We start from the raw sequence: 15,833 nt of genomic DNA, 5'->3' as shown, positions 1-15,833 counted from the left end.
GTTCACCGGTGCGGTCGTCGGAGTGGAGGCGCACTCCTCCGACGGCACTCCCGGCATCGGGATCATCGGGTTGCCGGATGCGGCGCTGTCGCAGGCGAAGGAGCTGGGTGCGGTCGGCGGCGATCAACTCGGGCGGCGTGATCTCCGGAGTACAAGATCACGGTGAACCTCTCGCCGGCGGCGATGCCCAAGCACGGGTCCGCGTTCGATCTCGCGATCGGACTCGCCGCGCTGGCGGCACTGGGGGAGGTGAACGGCGAGTCCGTGGCGGCCGTGGTCCACGTCGGTGAGCTCGGTCTCGACGGACGGCTGCGCTCGGTGCCCGGCGTGCTGCCCGCGGTGCTCGCCGCGGCCCGGGCAGGACTGGCGGCGCGCGTCATGGTGCCGCTCGAGGACCGCGCCGAGGCGGAGCTGATCGACGGAGTCGAGATCATCCCGCTGCGTGTCGTCGCTCGCGGCGGCTGCGGTGTGGCACGGGAGGCGGAGTGGGAGGTGCCGGTGCTGCCGGAGCCCGCGACTGCGATGACAGTCCCCGTCGAACCCGTCTCGCGCCTGGACTTCGCCGACGTGATCGGCAACGAGGAAGCCGCGGAGGCGATGATCGCGGCGGCGGCCGGTGGTCACCACGTGTTCCTCCTGGGTCCGCCCGGCGCGGGAAAGACGATGCTCGCGTCGCGGCTGCCCGGCATCCTGCCCGACCTCGACGACGACGCCGCGCTCGGAGCGACCTTCATGCGGTCCCTCGTCCGCGGTGCTCCAACCGGCGGCGCCCTCGCGATCCGCCGTCCGCCGTTCGAGAGCCCGCACCACTCCGCCTCGGCCGCCGCGCGGAAGTCGTCTGGCGGAGAGCCGGCGGACGCATCCGCCCCGGAGCCGTCGCCCGCGCCACCCGCGGCGTCCTCTTCCTCGACGAGGCGCCGGAGTTCAGCTCCGTCGCTCTCGATGCACTCCCGGCAACCGCTCGGGGGTCGGGGGTGATCCGCATCCACCGGGCGAGGCGCGGTCGCCGAGTTCCCCGCGCGCGTCCAACTCGTCCTCGCGGCGAACCCCTGCCCGTGCGGCCGGCGCGGCATCCCGGGGAGACCTGCCTGCGCTCCCGCGCTGCGCCGCCGCCACCTCGCGCGGCTGAGCGGTCCCTTGCTCGATCGGGTCGATATCGCGCCTGACGGTGCGGAGGATCGGTGCCGCCCAGCTCGCCGCTCGGCGGGACGAACAGGGGCTACCACAGCCGAGGCGCGCCGTCGCGTGACCGCCGCTCGCGTCCTTGCCGCAGAGCGCCTCCGTCGAGCGCCCTGGTCGACGAAGAACGCCGAGGTCTCCGGGAGCTGGCTCCGCGCCACGGACCAGCGGCCGACCGCCGCCGAATCCCGCACTCTCGACAAGGCGCTCGAGCGCGGACTCGTCACCATGCGGGGCTACGACCGCGTCCTCCGCCTGGCCTGGACGCTCGCCGATCTCGACGACGTCGACCGCCCCTCGGCCGCACACCTGGGTCGTGCGCTCGTCCTGCGCGGAGGTGCGTCATGACCGCCGACCTCTTCGATCGCACCGAGCTCCGCGCCGAGGCGGTCCCTGCTCGCCGTCGGCGACGCCCTCCGGCCGGCTGAGGTGCTCGCTCGCGCGGCCTGGAGCGGTCTGACGGAACCGGGGGACGCCGTGGCGGCTGATGCTCGTCGACGCCTGCGGGCCCGCGACGGCGCTTGCGCACGTGGTCTCGTCGGCGACCGCCTCCGAGATCCTCGCCGACTCCGACTGCACTCCCGGCTTGGGCTGACCGCTCTCGCGGCGGGTCTCGATCGCTGGCGGCCGCGTCGTGGATCGCGCGCTGCTCCTGCGCCGGGTCGAGATCGCGCAGAAGCTGAGGGCTCATCTGCTCCTCCCGGGCTCGCCCGGCTGGCCGGAGTCGATGAGACGATCTCGGACCGCACCGCGCCGCTCGTCCTGTGGGCGCGCGGCGACACCGGCGCCTTCGCCCCCTCCCACCGGCTGGCCCTCGTCGGTGCGCGGCGGCGACTCGGCTGCTGGCGAGCACGTCACGGCCGAACTGGCCGCGGTGAGTCGCGGACCGCGGCGTCCTCGTCGTCCTGGCGGGCCTTCGGATCGGCCGTCGGTCACGCCGTCCTCGGCGCGGAGGACTACCGATCGCCTTCCTCGCCGGCGGCCCCGACCGGCTCTACCCGACCGCCCACTCCGAACTCCTGCACCGCATCATCGCGACCCCGGATGCGCGGTGGTGACGGGGGTGCCGCCGGGAACGCTCCCACGAGGTGGCGATTCTCAGAGGAACAGGCTCATCGCGGCGTCCGCGGACGCGACAGTCGTCGTGGAGGCGGGGGCCGCTCGGGCTCGCTGAACACCGCGGGCCATGCGGCGGCCCTCGGCCGTCCCGCTCGGCGCCGTCCCCGGACCCGTGACGGCGCGTCCTCAGCAGGCTGCCACCGCCTCTTCCGCGAGTTCGCGGCGACGTGCGTCACCACGGCTCCGAGTCCTCGAGCTCCTCGGCGCGAGGGAGAGCCCTGCCGAGGACGTCGCGCCCCGAGCCCGCCTCCCGGATCGTCGCTGCTCTCCGGGAGCACGTACCCGCAGGAGACCGGCGCTCTCGCGCACAACTGGAGTTCCGCCGATTCCCGACACCCTCGCGATCCTCGGAGCGCTGCTCGTCGAGGCGCACATCGACAGGGCCGACGACGGGAGGTGGACCGCGGCCACCCTCTGACTCGTCGGCCCGCCGCCCAGCTCGGTCGTCCGCCCTACGCTGACAGCAGGTCAGTGAGGGGAGCGGCATGAACGACGAGGCGAACACGGGGGAGCGCCCGCAGCTCGGGCAGTTCCGGGCGGCCGATCCGTCGCCCACCTCAGCGACACACGCTTCCTCGCCGAAGGCGCTCCTCTCTACGGAGTCGTCGACACGGTCGCGCGCCTCGACCAGGCCCTCGCGCGGCTCGAGGAGCGCGGCGGCCGGCTCGACGCGATCGTCATCACGGGTGACGTGGCCGACCGGGGCGAGGAGGACGCGTACCGGCGGGTGAAGGCGGCCGTCGATCCGCTCGGCGCGCGCTTCGGCTGCCCGGTCGTCTGGGTCATGGGCAACCACGACGAGCGGTCCGCGTTCCGCCGGGTGCTCCTCGAGCAGCAGCCCGACGACCGCGAGACCCCCGTCGACCCAGTCGTCGACCTCGACGGACTTCGGCTCATCGCGCTCGACAGCGCGAGTTCAGCTTCCACCACGGCGAGCTCACCGCCACGCAGCTCGAAGGCCTCGGCGAACTCACGCGACGCCCGCACCGCTCGGCACGGTCCTCTCCGCCCTCCATCACCGCCGCTCCCCACTCGCTCGGCGCCATGACGGTGCTCGAGCTGCGCGGGATGGAGCGCCTCGAGGAGGTGGTCAGAGGCAGCGACGTCCGCGCGATCCTCGGCGGGCGCCTGCACTACCCCACAGCCGCGACGTTCGCCGATGTCCCCGTCTTCGTCGCCGAGGCCACCAGCTACACCATGGATCTCGGCGCCCCCGAGCGCAGGCTGCAGGGCATCGACGGTCCGCGCGACTTCTCGCTCGTCCACGTGCACCCCGAGACGATCGCGACCTCCCTCGTGCCGAGTGCGTCGGCTCCGATCGCCACCCGCTTCGGCACCACGACCTCCTCGAGCGGCTCGAGGAGCTCGACGAGCAAGGGCGCATCGACCTCTGGTCGCGCACCCGCCGTCGAGGCGTGAGGCCAAGTGCGTGAGCAGAGCCTCGCCGGCGCCGTCGACGACTTCCTCCGCTACGTCCTCGACGAGCGCTCGCTCTCACCGGCGACCGCGAAGGGCTACCGCGACGATCTCGCCACCCTGACGGCGCATGCCGCCACGAAGGGAGTCACGGCCCTCGCCGACGTCGACCTCGAGCTCTCCCGCGACTGGCTCTGGCACCAGACGCAGACCGGAGTCGCCCGCGCCACGCTCGCGCGCCACCCGCCGCGGCAGTCCGCTCGTTCTCGTCATTGGGCGCAGCCCGGACCGAGCGGATCCCGACGTCGCCGCACGCCTGCGCACCCCGAAGGCCGAGGCGGCCGCTCCCGCCGCGTCCTCGCACGGGCGCAGGGCGAACGCGAGGTGATCGACGTGGTCGCGGCGCGCGGCACCACGGACGATCCCGTCGCCCTCCGCGACCTGGCGATCATCGAGCTGCTCTACGCGTCGGGAATCCGCGTCTCGGAACTGGTCGCCGTCGATGTCGACGACCTCGACCTCTCGCGGCTCACCGTCCTCGTCACCGGCAAGGGCTCCAAGCAGCGCGTCGTCCCCTTCCGGGGTCCCGGCGAAGGAAGCGCTCGTCGCCTACCTCGGAAGGCCCGGCCGCTCCTCGCGAAGCCGGAGTCGCGGAACCGCGCTGCTCGGCCGCCGCGGTGCGCGCCTGACGCCCCGCACGGTCTACAGGTGGTCACCCGCCTCCTCGAGGACGGGTCCGGCCCCTCGGGTCCTCACACGCTCCGCCATTCCGCCGCCACCCACCTGCTCGACGGAGGCGCGGACCTCCGTACCGTGCAGGAGATGCTCGGTCACGCGAGCCTGGGCACCACGCAGATCTACACGTCTCGACCGAGCGCATCCGCGACGCCTACCGGCTCGCGCACCCGCGCGCCTGACGCTCCGTCGAGCGGCAGCAGAACCGCCCGCAGGATGCCGCCGTAGAAGCGCATCGGAGAGATGTAGTCCCCGTCGGCCCGCACTCCGAGGTGCACGCAGCGCCCGTCGCAGTGCCCTCCCGCTCCGACGGTGCCGATGACCTCACCGGCCACGACCACGGCTCCCTCCGCCACGGTCGCCTCCACCGGCTCCAGGCTCGACACCAGCCCGTCGGCGTGTGCGGTATACCACCCGCGGTCCACGACGCGGCCGGCGAACGACACCGTCCCGCCGGTCACCGCCACGACCGGGGCGCCCGCGATCGCCGCCAGGTCGATGCCCCGGTGACCCGCAGCGAACCGGTGCTCCGGCGCCCGCCACGGCTCGATCACCTCGAAGCCCGGCACCGGAGACGACCAGAGCGCAGGCGCCGGCGAGGCCGCAGCAGGCGCGATGAACGCGGCGGGAAGGCCGGAGGCAGGGCGGAGGCGAACGGCGCGAGCGCCAGGAACACGCCCGGGCGGGCAGCGAGGGGAGGTCGGCATCCCGCCACCCTGGTGCTCGGACGACCGCCGCGGGCCGACCAGCGGCGCGACCAGGGCGCTCCACGAACCCCTCCGGTGGAGAGTCTCCCTGATCACCTCGAGCGCAACCCGTCGAGGCCGACTCGCGGGCGGGGTAACGTCGCTTCGCGTGAATCCGGGACGAGGGCGCCATCAGCGCCGCCGACCGGCGGCAAGAGCGGAGACGGTACTTGACCAGCGGACGATCCGAGACACCGGCCCCTTCCAGCCGCCAAGCTCCGGAGGAAGGTGATCGGCCTGGCCATCGCCGCCGCGGTCGGCGGGTTCCTCTTCGGCTTCGACTCCTCCGTCGTCAACGGCGCGGTCGAGGCGGTGCAGGGCGAGTTCGACCTCTCCGCCGCGCTCATCGGCTTCGTCGCGTCCGCGCTGCTGGGCTGCGCGCTCGGCGCGTACATCGCGGGGCGCCTGGCCGACCGCTGGGGCCGCATCAAGGTCATGCTGCTCGGCGCCGCCGCATCGCCCTGGCCGTCTCCTCCATCGGCGCCGGCGCCGCGTTCGCCGTCTGGGACCTGGTCCTGTGGCGGGTCGTCGGAGGCCTCGGCATCGGCATCGCCTCGGTGATCGCCCCCACCTACATCTCCGAGATCGCCCCCAAGGCGATCCGCCCGGGCTCCCCTCGCCTCGCTTGCAGCAGCTCGCGATCACGCTCGGCATCTTCGCCGCGCTGCTCTCGGACACACTCATCGCCGAGGGCGCGAACGGCGCGTCCGAGCCGTACTGGTTCGGCGTAGCCGCCTGGCGCTGGATGTTCATCGCCTGCGCCGTCCCGGCCGTCATCTACGGCCTGCTCGCCCTGACCCTTCCGGAGTCGCCGCTTCCTCGCCACGCGCGGCAAGACGGAGGAGGCGCGCCGCGTCCTCGCGACCGTCACGCCCGCGAAGAGGTCGACGGCCACCTCGCCGACATCCAGAAGCGCATCGACGAGGACGCCGAGAACGCCAAGCGCTCGGGCACGCGCGGTCCCGCACTGGGCCTCCTGCCCGTCGTCTGGGTCGGCATCCTGCTCTCGGTGTTCCAGCAGTTCGTCGGCATCAACGTGATCTTCTACTACTCCACGTCGCTCTGGAGCGCGGTCGGCTTCGACGAGTCGAACTCCTTCGCCATCTCGGTCTTCACCTCCGTCGTGAACGTCGTGGTCACCTTCGTCGCGATCTTCCTGGTCGACAAGGTCGGCCAGGAAGCCACTGCTGCTCATCGGCTCCGCCGGCATGGCGGTCTCGCTCGCTCTGATGGCGATCGCGTTCAACCAGTCGACGATCAACGGCGAGGACGTCTCGCTGCCCAGTGCCTGGGGCCGATCGCCCTGGTCTCGGCCAACGCCTTCGTGGTCTTCTTCGGCGCGACCTGGGCCCGCTGGTCTGGGTCCTGCTCGGCGAGATCTTCCCGAACCGGATCCGCGCCGCCGCGCTCGGACTCGCCGCCTCGGCTCAGTGGATCGCCAACTTCGCCATCACGGTGACGTTCCCGGTCCTCTCGCAGGACGTCTCGCTGACGCTCGCCTACGGCCTCTACGCCGCGTTCGCCGCCATCTCGTTCGTCTTCGATCTTCAGCCTGTTCGTGCCCGGAACCAAGGGCCGATCGCTGGAGGAGATGGACACCCTGCATCCGCACCGTGATGAAGTCGGCGCGCAACTAGCGGCGCCCCACGGCGCCCGGAGGCCCTCCCGCATCAGCGGGGGAGGCGGCCTCCGCAGTAGGATGCTCGGAGCACCTCGCTCGTCGGGGTGACTACGCGCGCCCATTCGGCCTCCGCTCCCCACGGTCCTCCTCCGCTCGCGGGGAAGGCGGGAGCACGCCGGGCGCCAGGGCGACGTGCCGACCGGCCGTCGCAGACAACCGAACGGGAGTTCGGCGCCGTCGTGCGCCCGGACCCCGAGACAAGGAGAACGACTCATGGCAGTCGTCACCGCTCGCGCCAGCCTGCTCGACAGCGGCGTCCACTTCAGGCACCAGACCCGCCGCTGGAACCCGAAGATGAAGCGCTTCATCCTGACCGAGCGCTCGGGCAGCTACATCATCGACCTCCCGGCAGTCGCTGGCCTACATCGACAAGACCTACGACTTCGTCAAGGAGACGGTCGCCCACGGCGGCACCATCCTCTTCGTCGGCACGAAGAAGCAGGCGCAGAACGCGATCGCCGAGCAGGCGACCCGCGTCGGCCAGCCGGCGAACCAGCGCTGGCTCGGTGGCCGCCTGCCGCTTCCAGACGGTCTCCAAGCGCCTCGCGCGCATGAAGAACTCGAGGAGCTCGGCTTCGACGACACCACCAAGAGCGGCTTCACCAAGAAGGAGCTCCTCATCAAGAAGCGGGAGCTCGACAAGCTGCACAAGTCGCTCGGCGGCATCCGCAACCTGTCGAAGACCCCGTCCGCGCTGTGGGTCGTCGACACCAAGAAGGAACGCCTCGCGATCGACGAGGCCAAGCTGGGCATCCCGGTCATCGGCATCCTCGGCCTGAACTGCGACCGGACGAGGTCGAGTACCCGATCCCGGGCAACGACGACGATCCGCTCGGTGAGCCTCGCCCGCATCGTCGCCGACGCCGCCGCCGAGGGCTTCAGCGCCACCAGAAGCCCGAGGCCGAGGGCAGCGTCTCCGCCGTCGAGCCGCTGGCCGAGTGGGAGAAGGAGCTTCTCCAGGGCCGGAGCGGGCCGCAGGCCGGCGCCGAGACCGAGAAGGTCGCCGACGCCGAGGCCGCCACCGCCGATGAGGCCGTCGCCGGCCGCCGAGGCCCCCGCCGCGGACGAGGCTCCCGCCGAGACCGGGCGCCCGCCGCCGACGAGGCGACCACCGAGGCCCCGGCCGACGAGACCGCCACCGCCTGACACCCCTCCTGAGCCGGAGCCGGGCGCACTGCTGACCGCAGGCGCCCGGCTCGCTCGGACAGGCACCCGATCGCCACCGCGATCGCCGCTTCAGACAGACTGGAGTCCCGCAGTCGACCGGGAACCACCGGGTCGGCCGGACGCCAGAACCACAGAAGGTTCGCAGAACTATGGCCAATTTCAGCCTCGCTGACGTCAAGACGCTGCGCGAGCAGCTCAGTACCGGCATGGTCGACACGAAGAACGCGCTCGTCGAGGCCGACGGCGACCTGGACAAGGCGGTCGAGATCCTCCGCCTCAAGGGCGCCAAGGGCAACGCGAAGCGCGCCGGCCGCTCACCAGCGAGGGCCTCGTGGCCGCCGCGGAGAACGGCGGAGTCGCCACCCTGATCGAGCTCGCGTGCGAGACCGACTTCGTCGCCAAGGGCACGAAGTTCATCGCCCTGGCCGACTCGGTGCTCGCCATCGTCGCCGCCGGCTCCACCACCGTCGAGGAGGCCCTCGCGGCCCCGCCGGTGATAGAGACCGTCGCCGACCTCATCAACGACGAGGCTGCGATCCTCGGCGAGAAGGTCGAGGCTCCGCCATCGCCACCGTGCAGGGCGAGCACTTCGCCATCTACCTGCACAAGACCAACAAGGACCTGCCCCCGCAGGTCGGCGGTCGTGGGCTACGCCAGGGACGACGCCGAGACCGCCGCTCGATCGCGCAGCACATCTCGTTCGCCAACCCGTCCTACCTCTCGCGCGACGACGTCCCGCAGTCGGAGGTCGACAACGAGCGCCGCATCGTCGAAGTCTCGCGCGGCGAAGGCAAGCCCGAGGCCGCCCTGCCGAAGATCATCGAGGGTCGCGTCAACGCGTACTTCAAGCAGATCGCGCTGCTCGACCAGGACTACGCCAAGGACAACAAGCTGTCCGTCAGCAAGGTCGTCGGCGACGCGGGCCTGACCGTCTCGGGCTTCGCCCGGTTCAAGGTCGGCGCGTAGCACGCAGCAGGGAGTCCGGGTCGTTCAGTCGACCGGACTCCCTTCGCTCTACCCGGGGGAGTGCCCCGGGCGTGGTCTGGGGCGTGCTCCGCGCAGGACCAGGACTGGCGCAGGTCCACGGGAGGAAACGTCCATGACGCAGACGGATGCGATGACGACGGGCGGCGCCGCAGGGTGCTTCTGAAGCTCTCGAGGGAGGCGTTCGAATTGGGACCCTCGGGGTGAATCCCGATGTGATCAGCGCGCTCGCTCGCGAGATCGCCGACGCGGCGACCGAGGTCGAAATCTCGGTCGTGGTCGGAGGAAGCAACTTCTTCCGCGGCCGCGAACTGTCGCAGCGCGGCATGGACCGCGGACTCGACTACATGGGCATGCTGGGCACGGTGATGAGCCGCCCTCGCGCAGGACTTCCTCGAGCAGGCCGGCGCCGAGACGCGCGTCCAGTCCGCGATCGCGATGACCCAGTCTCGCCGAGCCGTACATCCCCCCGCCGCGCCATCCGGCACATGGAGAAGGGGCGCGTCGTGATCTTCGGCGCCGAGGCCGGCCTGCCCTTCTTCTCGACCGACACCGTCGCCGCGCAGCGCGCGCCGAGACCCACGCCGACGTGGTGCTCGTGGCGAAGAACGGTGTCGACGGCGTGTACGACGCCGACCCGCGCCTGAACCCGAGCAGCAAGAAGCTCGACGCGCTGACCTACCAGGAGGCGCTCCAGCGCGGCCTGAAGGTCGTCGACTCCACGGCCTTCAGCCTCTGCATGGACAGCGGGATGCCGATGCAGGTGTTCGGCATGGAGCCCTCAGGCAACGTGGCGAAGGCCATCCGCGGGGCCGGCTCGGCACTCTCGTCTCGAACTAGACTGACCGCTTCCGCCTACTCTTCTGGAGCTCCGTGATCTGGATGTACTCGCCGACGCGACGACCAAGATGGACAAGGCCGTGGAGGTCGCGAAGGAGGACTTCGCCACCGTGCGGACCGGCCGCGCGAACCCCGGCATGTTCCAGGGTGCTCGTGAGCTACTACGGCACCCCGACGCCCCTCTCGCAGCTGGCGTCGATGCAGAACCAGGAGGCGCGCACCCTCGTCCTCACGCCGTACGACAAGGGCTCGCTCCGCGACATCGAGCAGGCCATCCGGGACATGCCGAACCTCGGCGCCAACCCGACGAACGACGGCACGATCATCCGCGTCACCCTGCCCGAGCTCACCGCCGAGCGCCGCAAGGAGTTCGTGAAGATCGTCCGCACAAGGCCGAGGATGCGAAGATCGCGGTCCGCAACATCCGCCGCAAGGGCAAGACGAGCCTGGACGCGCTGAAGGGCGAGCTGGGCGATGACGAGTCGGCCGCGCGAGAAGGAGCTCGAGGCCGTCACGAAGAAGCACGTCGACGCGATCGACGAGGCTCTCAAGCGCAAGGAAACCGAGCTGCTCGAGGTCTAGTGGTGGCCGACGAATCCGAGGGCTCCGAGCACGGGGAGGAGCGACGAACGCCCGCACGTCCCGGGTGCCCGCGGCTCGCGGATGGTCACCCGCGACGCTCTCGTCGCGCGGGCGCAACGTCGCGCCGATGTGGAGCGTCAACTGGAGGCGACCCGGGCGCAGCTCGAGGAGTACAACGACCGGCTCACCGCTCGATCCGGCCGCAACCTCGTCTCGGCCACGCTGATCGAAGGCCTGATCGGCGTCGGCGCCATGGGCGTGGTACTCCTGATCAAGGAGCTCTTCATGGTGCTGGCCGGGGCCCTTGTGCTCCTCGCGGCGCTGGAGCTCTCGAACGCGCTCGGCACGCCGGCCGCGACCCGCGGATCCCGACCGGCATCGCCGGGGTGATCGTGGTGCCTGCCGCCTACTACGGCGGACTGTCGGCCGCCTGGCTCGCGGTCCTCGGCGGCTCGCTCCTCGTCGCTGGCGGCTGGGGGAGCAGGTCCTCGGCCATGCCTCCTCGTCGCGCCGCGATCTGCTGCTCGACCAGGCCTCGGTGCGTTCGTGCAGGCCTACGTGACGTTCCTGGGCGCCTTCGCGGTGCGCCTGGTGGCCGAGGAGGGTCAGCTCTGGGCGCTCTCCTTCCTGCTGCTCGTGATCCTCGTGGACATCGCCGCGTACGCGAGCGGTCTGACGTGGGGAAGCACCCCATGGCGCCGCGGATCAGTCGAAGAAGACCTGGGAGGGCTTCGCCGGTGCCGCCGTGGCCGGCATCGTCGCGGGAGTCCTGCTCGCTGTCCTGCTGCTGGATCAGCCGTGGTGGGTCAGCGCCGTGTTCGGCGCGGTGGTGCTCCTCACGGCCACGCTGGGCGACCTCGCGGAGTCGCTGATCAAGCGCGACATCGGCATCAAGGACATGAGCTCCTGGCTGCCGGGCCACGGCCAGGTGCTCGACCAGCTGGACTCGATCCTGCCGTCGGCCGCCGCGGCGGCGTACGTAAACGCGCTTCGTCTTCGCGCGCGACGAGAGGAACCGAGGTCGATCCGGTCTCGGAGGCGGCTCCCACCGCCCGGCGACGCGCCGGTGCTCGGACTCGGCCCCGCAGTTGGCGATGGCCGGTGACCGCTCCCTTCCCTCGTGCCCGTGACAACCGCCCCGGCTACGGCGTCGAGGAGGTCGACTCCTTCCTCTCCTCGGCTCGGGAGGCGTACGCCCAGCTCTCGGGAGGCCCGGCCGACCTCGCGCGGCGGACCTCCGCCACACCGCCTTCACCCTGCGCAAGGGCGGCTACTCCGCGCCGCACGTCGACGCCGCGCTCGAGCGGCTCGAGGACGCGTTCGCCAGCAGGGAGCGGCAGTACGCCATCGCCACGAAGGGGGAGGACGTCTGGCTCAAGGAGGCCCGCGCGACGGCCCAGGAGGTCGTGAACCGCCTCGCCCGCCCGCAGCGCGAGCGCTTCCAGCGGCTGGGCGCGCTGACCACCAGGTACAACATCCGGCAGGTCGACGCGTTCTCGGATCGTATCTCGGGCTACTTCCGCGACGGCTCCGTCCTCAGTGTCGACGACGTCCGGACCGTCTCCTTCGCCCCTCAGCGGGGCGGGTACTCGGAGCCGCAGGTCGACTTCGTCCTCGACACGGTCGTCGACGTGATGCTGGCCGTCCGCTGACGTTCCGCGGCGGTCTGGAACATCGGGTCCCGGTCCGTTATGCTTTCGTAATCGTGGAGCAGATCGAACGCCGTCACCGGCCACCCGTCTCGCGGCCCTCGGCCGTGAAGCCCCCCGGTTCCGCGTCGAGCCCCAGCACGCCGTTCCCGAGGACGCCTCCCCCTGGCCGTCCTCGCGTTCGCAGCGTCCATCGGATTCGTGATGGTCTCGGTCGTCGACCCTTCCAGCGGTGCCGTGGCCTCGCCCTACCAGGCTCCGGCGCGCTTTGATGGAGATCCGTCCCAGCGGCTCGTCGTCGTCGGCGCGGTCGAGAGGGCCGTGCAGCGCGACACGTTCGACGCGCAGGCGAAGCCGACTCCGACGCCCACTCCCTACTCCGACCCCCACCGAGACCGAGGAGGTCGAGGCCGAGGAAGGACGAGTACGAGCTCCTGCACCCGTGGCGCGTTCGGCGGCTCCCGATCCGGGGTCGCCAAGGCCATCGCGTACGACATGGTCGTGCAGCGCGGCCAGGCCGACAGCGAGTACGACTGCCTGGTGCTGCTCTGGACGCGCGAGTCCGGCTGGAACACGTTCGCCGAGAACAAGTCGAGCGGCGCCTACGGCATCCCGCAGGCTCTTCCCGGCAACAAGATGGCCACCGCCGGCGGCGGCAGCAGACCAACCCCGCCACCCAGATCCTGGGGCCTCGGCTACATCGAAGGCCGCTACAGCTCGCCCTGCGGCGCCTGGGCGCATTCCGAGGGCGATGAACTGGTACTGAGCGCTCCCTCCACACGGCGAACAGGGCCCCTCACCTCGGTGACGGGGCCCTTCCGCGTCCAGGAGCTCCGCCGCCTCTCGGTAGCCTGGAGGAGTGGATTACGCGCTGCTCGGGGTCGTCGGGATCATCACCGTCGTCACGGTCGCGCGCTTCTCGAGCCGCCTGGGCATCGCGGCTCCGCTCGTGCCGTGGTCGTCGGCATCGGCGCCTCCTACCTTCCGGGCGTGCCCGAGATCGAGGTCGAGCCGGAGCTGATCCTGGCGGGCGTGCTGCCGCCGCTGCTCTACTCCGCCGCGATCCAGGTGCGGATTGACCGATCTCCAGCGGAACCTCCGGTCGATCTTCGGCCTGTCCGTGCTGCTCGTCTTCGTGACGGCGATCGTCGTGGGCGTCTTCCTCTACCTCCTCCTCCCCGACCTGAGCCTTCGGCGGCGATCGCGCTGGGCGCCGTCGTCAGTCCGACCGACGCGGTCGCGGCGACCTCCATCGGCAAGAAGCTCGGGCTGCCGCCGCGTCTCGTCACCGTGCTCGAGGGCGAGAGCCTCGTGAACGACGCCTCCGCGCTGGTGCTGCTGCGTGCGGCGACGGCGGCGACGGCCGTCGTGGGCGCCTCGGTCTCGGCCGATGCGATCGACATCGGCGAGGTCAGGGTGCTCTTCGTCTACTCCGTCGTCTGGCGATCGTGCTCGGGATGGTGATGGGCGTCATCACCGTCTTCGTCCGCTCCAAGCTCCGCGACCCGGTGCTCGATACCGTCTCCTTCGCCGTCCCGTTCCTGGCCCATCCGGGGCTTCGGCCATCCGGGCGTTGCTCGCCGTCGTCGTCGACATCACCGGCAACGGCCGCTTCCTCGGCCGCAGTCGCGGTCAGCGAGCGGGTGAACTGGCGCACCGTCCAGTTCCTGCTCGAGAACGGCGTCTTCCTGCTGATGGGCGCCGAGATCAAGGTGATCATCGGCGAGGTCGAACCCGGCGAGCTGGGGGTCGGCGAGGCGGTCTTCCTGGGGCTCGCGACCGTGGTGCTGCTGATCGTGCTGCGGACGCTCTTCGTCTGGCCGCTCCTGGTGTGGCTGCGCAACTCCGGGCGCCGGGCCAGCATCAACCGCCGCCTGGCGGTGGGGGTCGTGCGCCTGCGCAACAGCGCGACGACGGACGGCGCTTCCACCGACGCCAGGTCCGCGCGGAGAAGCTCTACACCCGTCGCGAGACCGACCTGGCGGCGACCACCAGCGAGGCCTTCGGCTGGCGGGGCGGAGTGATCCTGTCGTGGTCCGGGATGCGCGGCGTGGTCACGCTCGCCGCGGCGCAGTCGCTGCCGGCCGAGACGCCGTACCGCGAGCAGCTGATCCTGATCGCCTTCACCGTCGCCGTCGTGACGCTGCTGCTGCAAGGGGCGACGCTCCCCGCCCTGATCCGGCTGACGGGGATCCGGGGGAGCGACCGCGACGCCGATCGACGCGAGCTCGCGACGCTGCTCGACGAGGTCGCGGCGACGAGGACCCAGGCGCTGCCCGAGGCGGTGGCGGAGCTTCCGGACGGGGTGGTCGGCCCGCGCGTGCTCGAGCGGGTCCGTCGCGACACCCTCACCCGCTCGCAGGTCGCGTGGGAGCGGGTGGACCGCGACGAGGCGCTCCGCTCGGCGCACGCCCAGTACCTGCTGCTGCGCCGCGCCGTCCTGCTCGCCGAGCGCGAGGCGCTGCTGGAAGCCAGGGACGCGGTCTCTACTCGTCGCGGATCCTGCGGCAGGCCCAGATGATGCTCGACGCCGAGGAGACCCGGCTCGAGCTGGACGACACCTCACTGAGCGGCTCCTACACTGGGGGGATGCCGCGCAGCAATCGCTCGGGGAGTCGGCGCGAGGGCGACGTGACGGGCACCCGCGACCTCTCGCAGATGATGGCGGGCTGGCGCCGCACCGAGATCCGCGGAGGCCGCGACTGGGTGGTACGGCCCGTCTCCTCCGCCCGCGCGGTCAAGAACTACCTCTGCCCCGGCTGCGGCCAGACCATCGACGTGGGCCTCGCGCACGTCGTCGTCTGGCGCGGCGACGGAGCACTCGGCGACGCGGCTCGCCGGACGCCGTCACTGGCGCAGCCACTGCTGGCGCATCGAAGGAGCACGATGACGAACGAGATCCGCGGAGGCGTCGTCCTCCCCGCGAGGCGCGAGGAGATCGAGCTGCAGACCTCCGACGGGCTCGTGCTCGTCGGCGAGCTGGCCCTGCCGCTCGGGCGGGAGCCGGTCGCGACGCTGGTGACCCTGCATCCCCTCCACCCACGGCGGGTTCATGGACTCGCACATCCTGCGCAAGGCTGCTGCCCGCCTGCCGGCGCTGGCCGATCTCGCCGTCCTGCGCTTCAACGAGGACGTCCTCGCCGCGCGGCACCAGCGAGGGTGCGTTCGACGGAGGGACGGGGGAGCGCGCCGACGTCGCTGCGGCGATGCAGCTGGTCGCCAGCCGCGGCCTCCCGCACCCCTGGCTGGTCGGCTGGTCCTTCGGCACGGAGCTGGCGCTGAAGTGGGAGGAGCACCCGGTCGACGGGGCGATCCTCCTGTCGCCGCCGCTGCACCGCGCCACGGCCGACGAGGTCGCGGCGTGGGCCAGCGGTCGCCCGCTCGTGGCGCTCATCCACGAGTTCGGCGACTACCTCCGCCCCGAAGCCACGCCGCGGAGCGCTTCGCGTCCGTTCCGCAGATCGAGCTCGTCGCCGTCGACGGGGGCAAGCACCTCTGGGTGGGCGAGGCGCAGACGAGGCGGGTGCTGGACGAGATCGTGCGCGTCGTCACGGCGTCCTCCCCGCTGCCGACCAGTGGGCGGGCGAGCTGGGCTGATCACCGCGGCCCAGCCGTGAAGAGGAGGAGCCCGCTTCCGCAGGCTCCTCCCTGATCCCTCCTCGACTCAGCGGGAGGAGCGCTCCGATCCGTCGTCGTCGGACTCCTCGCCCGAGTCGCCGCGATCGTCGATGTGCC

Annotated in this window: 20 protein-coding genes and 7 pseudogenes; 25 read left to right on the top strand and 2 right to left on the bottom strand. The window is 71.6% G+C overall.

The genetic code is table 11. The annotated features are described in order from the left end of the window. The first annotated feature begins 22 nt into the window (after positions 1-22). The 4 genes and pseudogenes from AC0CII_RS06160 to AC0CII_RS06145 all read left to right on the top strand — a co-directional run. Positions 23-166, top strand: coding sequence for a hypothetical protein (locus tag AC0CII_RS06160; protein WP_465228878.1), 144 nt, complete (start codon positions 23-25; stop codon positions 164-166). Further along, on the top strand, positions 163-978 hold the full coding sequence (locus AC0CII_RS06155) for an ATP-binding protein (protein WP_465228877.1): 816 nt from the start codon (positions 163-165) through the stop codon (positions 976-978). The genes AC0CII_RS06160 and AC0CII_RS06155 overlap by 4 nt, the downstream gene beginning before the upstream one ends. Beyond that, entirely contained in the window at positions 861-1,166 is a 306-nt protein-coding gene (locus AC0CII_RS06150; RefSeq protein WP_465229074.1) for an ATP-binding protein, read from the top strand. Before AC0CII_RS06155 ends, AC0CII_RS06150 begins: the two co-directional genes overlap by 118 nt. After that, positions 1,066-1,527 (top strand): annotated as a pseudogene (locus AC0CII_RS06145) (magnesium chelatase subunit ChlI family protein); the annotation flags it as partial. The gene AC0CII_RS06150 and the pseudogene AC0CII_RS06145, both read left to right, overlap by 101 nt. Before the next feature lie 339 nt (positions 1,528-1,866). On the opposite strand, the gene AC0CII_RS06140 reads toward AC0CII_RS06145, so the two are convergent. Next, on the bottom strand, positions 1,867-2,115 hold the full coding sequence (locus tag AC0CII_RS06140; protein ID WP_465228876.1) for a hypothetical protein: 249 nt from the start codon (positions 2,113-2,115) through the stop codon (positions 1,867-1,869). A 742-nt stretch (positions 2,116-2,857) separates the two neighbouring features. On the opposite strand from AC0CII_RS06140, the pseudogene AC0CII_RS06135 reads away from it, so the two are divergent. The 3 genes and pseudogenes from AC0CII_RS06135 to AC0CII_RS06125 form a co-directional block, all read left to right on the top strand. After that, positions 2,858-3,346 (top strand): annotated as a pseudogene (locus AC0CII_RS06135) (metallophosphoesterase); the annotation flags it as partial. After that, the gene (locus AC0CII_RS06130) at positions 3,343-3,717 is read left to right on the top strand and encodes a hypothetical protein (RefSeq protein ID WP_465228875.1); all 375 of its coding nucleotides are present in this window, start codon (positions 3,343-3,345) and stop codon (positions 3,715-3,717) included. The pseudogene AC0CII_RS06135 and the gene AC0CII_RS06130, both read left to right, overlap by 4 nt. A 6-nt stretch (positions 3,718-3,723) precedes the next feature. Further along, entirely contained in the window at positions 3,724-4,677 is a 954-nt protein-coding gene (locus AC0CII_RS06125; protein WP_465228874.1) for a tyrosine-type recombinase/integrase, read from the top strand. On the opposite strand, the gene AC0CII_RS06120 is transcribed toward AC0CII_RS06125, so the two are convergent. Further along, the gene (locus AC0CII_RS06120; RefSeq protein WP_465228873.1) at positions 4,572-5,252 is read right to left on the bottom strand and encodes a M23 family metallopeptidase; all 681 of its coding nucleotides are present in this window, start codon (positions 5,250-5,252) and stop codon (positions 4,572-4,574) included. The two genes, AC0CII_RS06125 and AC0CII_RS06120, sit on opposite strands and share 106 nt — an antisense overlap. Positions 5,253-5,423: 171 nt before the next feature. On the opposite strand from AC0CII_RS06120, the gene AC0CII_RS06115 reads away from it, so the two are divergent. From AC0CII_RS06115 to AC0CII_RS06030, 18 genes and pseudogenes are all read left to right on the top strand, one after another. Next, positions 5,424-5,756, top strand: a complete 333-nt coding sequence (locus AC0CII_RS06115) for an MFS transporter (protein ID WP_465228872.1) — start codon at positions 5,424-5,426, stop codon at positions 5,754-5,756. Next, positions 5,651-5,926 (top strand): MFS transporter, encoded by a 276-nt coding sequence (locus AC0CII_RS06110; protein ID WP_465229072.1) that lies wholly within the window; start codon positions 5,651-5,653, stop codon positions 5,924-5,926. Before AC0CII_RS06115 ends, AC0CII_RS06110 begins: the two co-directional genes overlap by 106 nt. Next, a complete protein-coding gene (locus AC0CII_RS06105; RefSeq protein ID WP_465228871.1) occupies positions 5,821-6,654 on the top strand; it encodes an MFS transporter in 834 nt (277 codons plus the stop codon). Before AC0CII_RS06110 ends, AC0CII_RS06105 begins: the two co-directional genes overlap by 106 nt. After that, positions 6,540-6,812, top strand: coding sequence for an MFS transporter (locus tag AC0CII_RS06100; protein ID WP_465229071.1), 273 nt, complete (start codon positions 6,540-6,542; stop codon positions 6,810-6,812). The genes AC0CII_RS06105 and AC0CII_RS06100 overlap by 115 nt, the downstream gene beginning before the upstream one ends. Positions 6,813-7,089: 277 nt before the next feature. Further along, positions 7,090-7,179: pseudogene (locus tag AC0CII_RS06095) on the top strand (30S ribosomal protein S2); the annotation flags it as partial. Positions 7,180-7,231: 52 nt separating this feature from the next. Next, positions 7,232-8,215 (top strand): 30S ribosomal protein S2, encoded by a 984-nt coding sequence (gene rpsB, locus AC0CII_RS06090; protein ID WP_465229070.1) that lies wholly within the window; start codon positions 7,232-7,234, stop codon positions 8,213-8,215. Then, the gene (locus tag AC0CII_RS06085) at positions 8,193-8,411 is read left to right on the top strand and encodes a hypothetical protein (RefSeq protein ID WP_465228870.1); all 219 of its coding nucleotides are present in this window, start codon (positions 8,193-8,195) and stop codon (positions 8,409-8,411) included. Before rpsB ends, AC0CII_RS06085 begins: the two co-directional genes overlap by 23 nt. Then, positions 8,375-8,539: pseudogene (locus tag AC0CII_RS06080) on the top strand (translation elongation factor Ts); the annotation flags it as partial. The gene AC0CII_RS06085 and the pseudogene AC0CII_RS06080, both read left to right, overlap by 37 nt. Positions 8,540-8,616: 77 nt before the next feature. Beyond that, positions 8,617-9,009 carry a hypothetical protein gene (locus tag AC0CII_RS06075; protein WP_465229069.1) on the top strand — a complete coding sequence of 131 codons (393 nt, stop codon included), beginning with the start codon at positions 8,617-8,619 and terminating at the stop codon, positions 9,007-9,009. A gap of 174 nt (positions 9,010-9,183) precedes the next feature. Next, positions 9,184-9,867 (top strand): annotated as a pseudogene (locus AC0CII_RS06070) (amino acid kinase family protein). Positions 9,868-9,935: 68 nt separating this feature from the next. Beyond that, positions 9,936-10,449, top strand: a pseudogene (gene frr, locus AC0CII_RS06065) (ribosome recycling factor). Positions 10,450-10,530: 81 nt separating this feature from the next. After that, complete coding sequence (locus AC0CII_RS06060) at positions 10,531-10,839, top strand: hypothetical protein (protein WP_465228869.1); 309 nt, start codon at positions 10,531-10,533, stop codon at positions 10,837-10,839. A gap of 355 nt (positions 10,840-11,194) precedes the next feature. Further along, positions 11,195-11,554, top strand: a complete 360-nt coding sequence (locus AC0CII_RS06055) for a phosphatidate cytidylyltransferase (protein ID WP_465228868.1) — start codon at positions 11,195-11,197, stop codon at positions 11,552-11,554. 151 nt (positions 11,555-11,705) lie between these two features. Continuing rightward, positions 11,706-12,101: a DivIVA domain-containing protein gene (locus AC0CII_RS06050; protein WP_465229068.1), complete on the top strand. Its 396-nt coding sequence runs from the start codon at positions 11,706-11,708 to the stop codon at positions 12,099-12,101. 201 nt (positions 12,102-12,302) lie between these two features. Beyond that, entirely contained in the window at positions 12,303-13,562 is a 1,260-nt protein-coding gene (locus AC0CII_RS06045) for an aggregation-promoting factor C-terminal-like domain-containing protein (RefSeq protein WP_465229067.1), read from the top strand. Then, a complete protein-coding gene (locus AC0CII_RS06040) occupies positions 13,556-14,122 on the top strand; it encodes a hypothetical protein (protein ID WP_465228867.1) in 567 nt (188 codons plus the stop codon). Before AC0CII_RS06045 ends, AC0CII_RS06040 begins: the two co-directional genes overlap by 7 nt. A gap of 17 nt (positions 14,123-14,139) precedes the next feature. Beyond that, complete coding sequence (locus tag AC0CII_RS06035; protein WP_465228866.1) at positions 14,140-14,619, top strand: hypothetical protein; 480 nt, start codon at positions 14,140-14,142, stop codon at positions 14,617-14,619. Between the two features lie 365 nt (positions 14,620-14,984). Beyond that, a pseudogene (locus AC0CII_RS06030) lies at positions 14,985-15,750 on the top strand (alpha/beta hydrolase). Positions 15,751-15,833: the final 83 nt, after the last annotated feature.

The sequence above is a fragment of the Rathayibacter sp. AC182 genome (genome assembly GCF_979253875.1).
Note: the sequence above shows the minus strand (reverse complement) of the source record. Positions and strands in the feature narration are given on the sequence as shown.

Excerpts from the sequence above, each read along its gene's own strand:
- AC0CII_RS06130 (WP_465228875.1), top strand. The coding sequence starts at position 3,343 with ATGACGGTGCTCGAGCTGCGCGGGATGGAGCGCCTCGAGGAGGTGGTC.
- AC0CII_RS06085 (WP_465228870.1), top strand. The coding sequence starts at position 8,193 with ATGGCCAATTTCAGCCTCGCTGACGTCAAGACGCTGCGCGAGCAGCTC.
- AC0CII_RS06040 (WP_465228867.1), top strand. The coding sequence starts at position 13,556 with ATGGTGATGGGCGTCATCACCGTCTTCGTCCGCTCCAAGCTCCGCGAC.
- AC0CII_RS06045 (WP_465229067.1), top strand. The coding sequence starts at position 12,303 with ATGGTCTCGGTCGTCGACCCTTCCAGCGGTGCCGTGGCCTCGCCCTAC.
- AC0CII_RS06060 (WP_465228869.1), top strand. The coding sequence starts at position 10,531 with ATGGTCACCCGCGACGCTCTCGTCGCGCGGGCGCAACGTCGCGCCGAT.
- AC0CII_RS06035 (WP_465228866.1), top strand. The coding sequence starts at position 14,140 with ATGCGCGGCGTGGTCACGCTCGCCGCGGCGCAGTCGCTGCCGGCCGAG.